We start from the raw sequence: 4,210 nt of genomic DNA, 5'->3' as shown, positions 1-4,210 counted from the left end.
AGGAGAACCCGAAGACGAGGCCCTCGACGCCTCCAGCATCCTCTCCCTCATGTCCCTCGGCGCCGAATACGGCCAGAAAGTCACCCTCCGCGCCGACGGCCCCGGCGCCGAAGCCGCCCTCGACCACCTCGTCACCGTCCTGGAAACCGACCACGACGCCCAATAACCCCACCCCCGCACCCCCGCACCCACCCCCCGCGAATTGTCCTTGATCTACGTTGCGTGCGCTGCGAGCGGCGCTGTCGATGTGCTATCCCTCGACGAGGACAGCGGCGCGCTTGAGCGCCTGGGTAGGACCGAAGGCCTCGACCACATCTCATCGATGGCTCTGGACGTGAAGGGGTCCACGCTCTACGCCGCCTGCAACATCGACCGGCCCGCTCCCCACGTGCCGCCCCGCGTCGTCGCCCTCGCTCTCGACCCCTTTGGGGCGGCGACGGCGGGGGCCGAGCGGGAACTTCCCGTCACCACGTGCTACATCGCCCTCACACCAGACCGGCGCGAGCTCTTCGCGGCGTCGTATCACGAGGGACGCCTCATTCGCTTCGCCATTCCCGGCGACTCCGCCGACACAGTCGCCACGTACGCCTCAGGGGCGAACACGCATTGTTCGGTCGTCAGCCCCGATGGCCGCTACGTGTACGCCGCGTCACTCGGCGACGACCGGATCAGCTGGTTCAGAGTCGACGGACCCCAGACGAGCCCGGACGACGGCGCCATCGCCTCAGACGGGCACGTTGCCGTCGAGCATGGCACGGGCCCGCGGCACCTACGGTTCAACGCTGCGGGCGACCGGGCGTATGTGCTGCACGAGCTTTCCGGTGATGTCAGAGTCTTCGAGCGCGACGCCGAGACCGGGCGCCTCGCGCTTCTCCAGACCGTTTCCGCGGTGGAGGGCCTGGATCTCTCGCGGGGTGCGGTCCGTTCGCCGAGCACGCAGGACCCGGGGCAGAGCGTCGTCTGGTGCGCGGATCTGCGCCTCACGCCTGACGGACGGTTCCTGTTCACGACCGAACGCTCCACGAGCACGATCTCCGCGTTCGCCGTGCGCGACAACGGTCTCTTGGAAGACCTCCGCCGCACCCCCACAGAAGCGCAGCCGCGGGGCTCCTCCATCGACCCGTCGGGACAGTTCCTCCTCGTGTGCGGAGAGCGCTCCGACCACGTGACGGCGTATCGGATCGAGGACGACGGCGAGCTGACGCTTGCCTCGCGAGCCGCGACATCGGGTGGTCCGCTGTGGATCGAGTGCTGGATGCCTGCCTAACTTCTGCCGTTGGTCGACGACGGCGGCCGGCTCAGCGTCGCGGGCCGAACTGGCCCGCTCTCGTCCGCACAGGGGGCCGCGATCGCACCATTCCTGCACGCAGCGACCAATGCCCACCCATGGCCGAAGAAATCCCCTCGAGCTGGCTCGACCGCTTCGCGCGCGCGAGCGTATGACGGTGCATCTGACGCTAGCCGAGCCGCTGGCTCAAATTGCCAATAGTTCCGGGATGCCGAATCGTCTCGCAATCAGTATGCGAATGGCATCGACTAGAGGCTGTTCTTCCAGCTCAACGCCCTCGCCCCCGTAGTACACGCCCGTCTCGTCGCCCACTGCTTCGATGTCGAAAAGGCTGAGGACCTCGGCCACGCGGAACTGATACTCGGTGACGGTCATCTGGCGAGACGCGCGAACTGGAATTGCGTCGAGGGTGCGCGCGACCTCAGCCCCGGCAGGTTCAGACATGGGCGGCCGTCACATTGCCTCCGCACCAGTCGCTCACAGTCAGGATGTTCCCACCGCTAGTGACCCGCCAGTTTGCCGTCCTGGTCCCGTAGTTGAAGGCATGGCTATAGCCGCCGAGGTCCGTGTACCGCGAGGCGGTGCCGGAGTAGAACGTAGCCGATGCACTGTACTGAGTCGTCACGGACACCCACACGACCTGACCGGGGGGCAGCTGCGCGAGCCGCTGACGCTCGATGTCTCTGCCTGCGCGGGCAGCGCGGAGGCAGTACGTGTCTTCAATGCTTCCCCCTGAGAGTTCGGACGGGATTTCGATGCAACCGCCGTCGCGTGAGCGACTGGACAACCTGCCCCAATGACCAGTCACGATACCGTCCGCCGCTACCACTGAGATCGCCTCGGATCAGTAGGCCGATGTAACTCAGCGGGAGGGGGACCTGCAGTGCCCGAAGGAAGAAGCCAGGAGGCCCGCAGATCCGATGATCCCGTGGGGCCCCGGGTCTTCCTATGGATGCAGGACTTGTCATCATCGTCGCAGCAGAGTCGCTTCTCTGGGCCTCCGCCGGCCGCCCTAGGCGCGTTGCCGCGGTGGCGGTGACCGGCGTCGCCCTCTTCCGCGCCTTGCTCGGCGCGGCGCCGGTGACAGCCGCGCTCAAGAACCGCCCGTGAGCGCCGAAAGCTCGGGAGCCCTACTGTTGATCCATGGGGAATGAGGTGGGGACCGGTTCCGCTGTGTCCGTGCGCGGCCTGAGCGCGGACGAGGTAGCCCGGCGGGTGGCCGAGGGGCTCACCAACGACGTGCCCGCGCGCGCAAGCCGGAGCTCGTGGGACATCGTGCGGGCGAACGTCTTCACGCGGATCAACGCGATCTTCGCTGTGCTCGCCGTCATCGTCTTCTCGACCGGTTATCTCCTCGATGGGCTCTTCGCGGGGCTCATCGTGGCCAACAGCATCGTCGGCATCGTCCAGGAGCTCCGCGCCAAGCAGACCCTGGAGCGTCTGGCCCTCGTGGGCCGGGCCCACCCCCATGTGCGGCGGGATGGTGTGACGACCCCGACCGCGCCAGCGGAGATCGTGCTCGACGACGTGATCGAGCTCGGTCCTGGCGACCAGGTGGTCGTTGACGGCGAGGTCCTCGCGGGCGATGGGCTCGAAGTCGACGAATCCCTCCTCACCGGCGAATCCGACCCCGTGGTCAAGACGCCCGGTACCACCGTGCTCTCGGGCAGCTTCGTCTCCTCGGGCTCGGGCCTGTACCGGGCCACGAAGGTCGGGCGCGAGGCCTACGCCGCGCAGCTCCAGGAGGAGGCGAGCCGTTTCACGCTCGTCAACTCGGAGCTGCGGAACGGGATCAACACGATCCTCAAAGTCATCACGTGGCTCCTCATCCCTGCCGGGATCCTCTCCGTCTACAACCAGCTCACTGGGCGTCAAGCCCTTCCGGACGCCCTGCGCGGCATGGTCGCCGCGCTCGTCCCGATGGTCCCCGAAGGGCTGGTTCTCATGACGACGATCGCGTTCGCAGTCGGCGTGGTCCGCCTTGGCCGCCGAGGCTGTCTGGTCAACGAGCTCCCAGCGATCGAGGGCCTCGCGCGCGTCGACGTCGTGTGCGCGGACAAGACAGGGACGCTCACGGAGAATTCGATGGACGTCGCCGAGGTGCGGCTCGCCTCAGGAGCGGCCGACGACGGCGCAGCCCACCCAGCGAGGCAGGCCCTCGCCGCGTTGGCCGCCGCAGATCCCCGCCCCAATGCCAGCATGCAGGCGATCGCCGCGGCCTTCCCCCACTCCCCCGGCTGGCGTGCCCTCGAGACGCTCCCGTTCGCCTCGGCCCGGAAGTTCGGCGGTGCCCGCTTCGAAGAGCACGGCACATGGCTCCTCGGCGCCCCGGACGTCCTCCTTCGGCCCGATTCGCCCGAGCGCCAGACGGCCGAGGAGCTGGGAGCCCAGGGACTGCGCGTGCTCCTCCTCGCGCGCGCTGACAGCCTGCTCGAGCCGACGGCCGCCGTCGTGCCGGCAGCGCTTGTGGTCCTCGAGCAGACGGTACGTGACGATGCCGCCGCGACGCTCGACTACTTCGCCGCCCAGAAGGTGGCGGTCAAGGTCATCTCCGGCGACAACGCGGCGTCCGTCGGCGCGGTCGCGCGCCAACTCTCGCTCCCCGGGGCCACCGCCCCAGTGGACGCGCGCACGCTGCCGGACGACGTCGAGCAGCTCGCCGGGATGGTCGACGGCGCCACGGTGTTCGGGCGCGTGAGCCCTGCCCAGAAGCGCGAGATGGTGAAGGCGCTTCAGTCCCGCGGGCACACGGTGGCCATGACGGGCGATGGCGTCAACGACGTGCTCGCGCTCAAGGACGCGGACATCGGCGTGGCCATGGGGGACGGAAGCCCCGCGACACGCGCCGTCGCCCAGATTGTCCTCCTCGACAACAGCTTCGCGACCCTGCCGCACGTGGTCGGCGAAGGCCGGCGCGTGATC

The 4,210-nt window shown here is 68.5% G+C and carries 6 protein-coding genes; 4 read left to right on the top strand and 2 right to left on the bottom strand.

The features are described 5' to 3' along the window. Positions 1-166: HPr family phosphocarrier protein (locus ACTHL9_RS05580; protein ID WP_440517857.1), on the top strand; the 166-nt coding region annotated here is incomplete at its 5' end. 42 nt (positions 167-208) lie between these two features. Then, positions 209-1,267, top strand: coding sequence for a lactonase family protein (locus ACTHL9_RS05575; protein ID WP_440517856.1), 1,059 nt, complete (start codon positions 209-211; stop codon positions 1,265-1,267). 207 nt (positions 1,268-1,474) lie between these two features. On the opposite strand, the gene ACTHL9_RS05570 is transcribed toward ACTHL9_RS05575, so the two are convergent. Both ACTHL9_RS05570 and ACTHL9_RS05565 read right to left on the bottom strand, forming a co-directional pair. Then, the gene (locus ACTHL9_RS05570) at positions 1,475-1,663 is read right to left on the bottom strand and encodes a hypothetical protein (RefSeq protein ID WP_440517855.1); all 189 of its coding nucleotides are present in this window, start codon (positions 1,661-1,663) and stop codon (positions 1,475-1,477) included. A gap of 61 nt (positions 1,664-1,724) precedes the next feature. Next, a complete protein-coding gene (locus tag ACTHL9_RS05565; protein WP_440517854.1) occupies positions 1,725-1,913 on the bottom strand; it encodes a hypothetical protein in 189 nt (62 codons plus the stop codon). 323 nt (positions 1,914-2,236) lie between these two features. Here ACTHL9_RS05565 and ACTHL9_RS05560 point away from each other — a divergent pair, with 323 nt between their 5' ends. Continuing rightward, positions 2,237-2,398, top strand: coding sequence for a hypothetical protein (locus ACTHL9_RS05560; RefSeq protein WP_440517853.1), 162 nt, complete (start codon positions 2,237-2,239; stop codon positions 2,396-2,398). 33 nt (positions 2,399-2,431) lie between these two features. Continuing rightward, a partial coding sequence (locus tag ACTHL9_RS05555) for an HAD-IC family P-type ATPase (RefSeq protein ID WP_440517852.1) occupies positions 2,432-4,210 on the top strand: 1,779 nt, incomplete at its 3' end.

Origin of the sequence: Sinomonas sp., assembly GCF_051955515.1 — a bacterium.
Lineage (GTDB): Bacteria > Actinomycetota > Actinomycetes > Actinomycetales > Micrococcaceae > Sinomonas.
Note: the sequence above shows the minus strand (reverse complement) of the source record. Positions and strands in the feature narration are given on the sequence as shown.